Origin of the sequence: Halobacillus sp. (assembly GCF_049282395.1) — a bacterium.
GTDB lineage: Bacteria > Bacillota > Bacilli > Bacillales > Halobacillaceae > Halobacillus.
The window spans coordinates 1-3,619 of record NZ_JBAPTY010000323.1 but is presented as its reverse complement, the minus strand read 5'-3'; the positions used below and the strand labels follow the sequence as shown (position 1 = coordinate 3,619).

Annotated in this window: 4 protein-coding genes; all 4 read right to left on the bottom strand. The window is 39.3% G+C overall.

What is annotated here, in order from left to right:
• Positions 1-151: 151 nt before the first annotated feature.
• Positions 152-505 carry a hypothetical protein gene (locus tag WAM07_RS13640; protein ID WP_014642609.1) on the bottom strand — a complete coding sequence of 118 codons (354 nt, stop codon included), beginning with the start codon at positions 503-505 and terminating at the stop codon, positions 152-154.
• Between the two features lie 17 nt (positions 506-522).
• Positions 523-795 (bottom strand): hypothetical protein, encoded by a 273-nt coding sequence (locus tag WAM07_RS13635; protein ID WP_422167679.1) that lies wholly within the window; start codon positions 793-795, stop codon positions 523-525.
• 27 nt (positions 796-822) lie between these two features.
• A complete protein-coding gene (locus WAM07_RS13630) occupies positions 823-1,995 on the bottom strand; it encodes a matrixin family metalloprotease (protein WP_422167677.1) in 1,173 nt (390 codons plus the stop codon).
• 513 nt (positions 1,996-2,508) lie between these two features.
• Positions 2,509-3,321: a cupin domain-containing protein gene (locus WAM07_RS13625; RefSeq protein ID WP_422167675.1), complete on the bottom strand. Its 813-nt coding sequence runs from the start codon at positions 3,319-3,321 to the stop codon at positions 2,509-2,511.
• Between the last annotated feature and the right edge of the window lie 298 nt (positions 3,322-3,619).

The window sequence follows — 3,619 nt, the reverse complement described above, 5'->3', positions numbered from 1 at the left end:
TCCTAATTGTATTCTTAATTTATGTACACCAAATGTTTTAATTCTGTACCTGGTTACAATTGAATTGGCTCACAGGTGCAAAACTGAATAAATATGACTTACCGTCATATTTATTCAGTCCGCTAGTCATTCCAAGATACTTATTTTAAATTTATTGAGCCACTACTACCCCCATGCCATATGAATCTAAATCACTTGAATGAACCGACCTGATCCGAAAGGTGATTCTGCGGCCGTATCCTACGTAAGCTCCCTGGTGAACATTGGAAGAATCTCCGGCGGAACCCCAGTGTTCCCCTCCATATACTGCTTTCCATGTTTCGACTCCATCAACTTGAAACACTTCTGCAACAACAGCATTGTCCGCATCAAAATCATTAAGTGAATCAATCATTGTTACGGAGGCCCAGGCAAGGAAGCTTCTGTTCCGTCCGAGATCAATCGTCACGGTGTTGCTGCCCCCATGATTTTTCAATCCCCACATACTAATTTCATATGCATCCATATTCCACCTCCTGACTATTATTCATTCTTTTCAATAGGTGCATCTTTATCGATGAATGTCTTAATAAGCGTATTTTTCGTAATATCTACACTCATTTTCACTTTTCTTCCTGAAGGAGGTTGTTCAAGTTCAGCTGAAATAAAGCCGACAGATTTTTGATCAATATGAGGAGGTATCATACGTTGAATTTCTTCTTCTGTACACGTGTAACTTCTTCCATTAATATCTACATTACGATGCATGTGTACGATTTCTCCATTGCTTTTATCATAGATCATGTAAACTAACATCGGCATTTTCCTTTCCAGGTTTGTCTATCATTCATCAAGTACCATAACTGACCCCACACCGTAAGCTTCCATATCATTAGGGTGCATGGAACGAATCCGAAAAGTAATGGTTTGTCCAAAACCAACATACGCTCCTTGGTGTACATTAGAGGAATTACCAGCAGCACCCCAGTGATCACCGCCAGATACAGCTTTCCATGTTTCTATCCCATCAACTTGAAACACCTCTGCAACGACAGCGTTATCTCTATCTAAATCGGATAGGGAATCCATCATGGTGATGGTTCCCCATGCGACAAATCGCCGAGGGCGTCCTAAATCAATTGAAATGGTTCCGTATCCTCCTGTGTTCTTTAATGCCCACATGCTTGCTTCTGCGAACCTTGAACCGGCGGGCCTGACTGGAGAACCATAAAGCGCCTGTATCCCTTCAATGTCATCTGAATGTAAAGTTCTCCTCTCCCCTTCATAAGTAGGCCACATAATCGCGTTACCTATAGTGGAATGAGCCAGACCAAGAGCGTGACCGACTTCATGAATCGCCACAGTAAGAAGATCACGTCGCCTCCACCACCAAAATCCACCGTCTTCTGTATCCCATTTTTCATCGTTATCAAAGTGAACATCACCAGCAGTAGGACGTGAGTTTACAGGGGGTGGATAGAAAGCGTGAGCAAGTACATTTCCAAAGCCATCAAATGGATCGTCATCTCCATGACTTCCTGTCGCCCATAAAAATCGAATATCAGCATCCGCTTCCGTCGTCACTTGTGTAAATGTTAAAGGCGTAACATCAGCCCAACGATCCATTGCTTGCCGCATAATGTCCCATTCTGTTGTCCCAGAAATATCGCTCGTTCCATTCTGAAAAAAATACCTGATGTTCGTATTTTCCCATCTACCACCACTTAGGCTATAATCGTTTACTTTCTCACGAACATCTTCCCCAGGTAACAAATCAGGCAGTCCACACCTCGGCTTTTGCATCTGAGTAATAGTAGGTTCATCTAAGTTTCCGGTGATAGACAATCCAAAATACAACTGGTAATCCTTCACCGATTTATCGAGATGTTTGCAGAATGCTTCTTCAAGACAAGGACAAGAATGATAGTAACCGAACTTTTTCAGGTATTTCTTCAGGTAAATAACTTTACGATCCTGGTCTCCCATGCTTAAATATTGCGAATTTATTTTATCCATGGAACGTCACCATGCCTCCTTATGAACCTGAGCTAAAGCAGTGGACATTAAGAAAAGGTTTAGCTTGGTAAAGATAAAAAAAGAACAGTCTAAAGGTAAACGGTTGCTTAACTTCCATTCTTGTACACGTTAAGAATGAGATAAACCTTCCTTTACTCGACTGTTCTGTCATCCATAATTTTATTAAAACCTGAAATACATGAGCTACGAAACGTTGACATTATTACCGCTTCATGACCTCCTTATCTCAAAAGAATTAATTACTTAATAGCAAAACAATTCTATAAATCTTTCCATATTCCTTCAATAAACTACTTTATTTCTTTTTTTTCCACTCTTTCTTACTAACCTTAGAATGTAATTATAGGTAGATTGTTCGAATATAAATTTATAATTGGTCCACAAATACAACAAAAAAGACGCTACAACCCGCTCTGGATACGGATCATAACGCCAAGGCAGGGACCGAGTCTTTGATTATTATATTGGCACTATATGGTTCTTAACCTCTTTTTACATATTTTTGCTTTGCTGAAGGAGCTTTGATTGTCCTGTACGTTCCCATTCTTCTACTGTTTCATATGCTCTTTCAGGAGAATACCCTTTTCCTACAAGGACTCCCATTAGAATAAATTCTTGAAGGATGTGTAAAGCATTTATTCCTCTTTTAACATCTTCTAATCCTTCATTTACTAGATATTCCGTGTATTGTACCCACTCATCCGGTGTCCTGCCAAAAACAAGGTTATTTCCATCACTATTGCTGTTGCCTCCTTCCGCAGTCATCGCATCTGCTTTGGTCACATGAATAGTCCCAAATGGATGGTTAGGAGGTGCATATATCGAGTAAAGTTTAAGTGGAATATTGCCTGTATTGGTTACATTATGCCATGTTCCAGCAGGTATCATTATTGCGGAATCATCCTGTACATTTCTTTCAAAATTTAAATCATCTTTACTCTTGCCCATTTGAACAATTCCTTGGCCTTGTTCAATACGTAAGAACTGATCAACATCAGGATGCACTTCCAATCCGATATTCTCACCTACATTGATACTCATTAAAGTAACTTGTAAATGTGATCCTGTCCATAAAGCAGTACGATAAGTATTGTTTTGCTTAGTTGTTTCATTAATATTAACGACAAATGGGTTTGGTCCATAATCTGTTAACACAATATTCCCACCGGTGTTATAAGGACGCATAGAACCAGTTCGGTTTACATGCTCTACCTGATTAGGAAACGACCCGTAGTTCGTGTTCATTGGGGGATTCATCACATAATATGGGTTCTGATAAAGATACTTATAAGGAACATAGTACATTTTTCTTCATCCCTTCACAGTTTATAAAATTATGTTATGCAATTGTCACGGAATCGTACTTTGAAATACGGTTACTAATTTTAAAATCCAGTCATTGGCTAATCTATTCACATCAAAAACCCTGAACCCATTGGCATAAGAGGTTCAGGGTTTTGTTAGATAGCATACCAGGCAGGATTCTAACCTGCGATCCACACCTTAGAAGGCTGTTGGGGTACGTATAATATAAAACAATAATCTTAGGTTACACCTTATTTAAGCAACCTTCTATAGTATTGAATACTATCTCTTCGGATAA

Excerpts from the sequence above, each read along its gene's own strand:
- WAM07_RS13640 (WP_014642609.1), bottom strand. The coding sequence starts at position 505 with ATGGATGCATATGAAATTAGTATGTGGGGATTGAAAAATCATGGGGGC.
- WAM07_RS13635 (WP_422167679.1), bottom strand. The coding sequence starts at position 795 with ATGTTAGTTTACATGATCTATGATAAAAGCAATGGAGAAATCGTACAC.
- WAM07_RS13630 (WP_422167677.1), bottom strand. The coding sequence starts at position 1,995 with ATGGATAAAATAAATTCGCAATATTTAAGCATGGGAGACCAGGATCGT.
- WAM07_RS13625 (WP_422167675.1), bottom strand. The coding sequence starts at position 3,321 with ATGTACTATGTTCCTTATAAGTATCTTTATCAGAACCCATATTATGTG.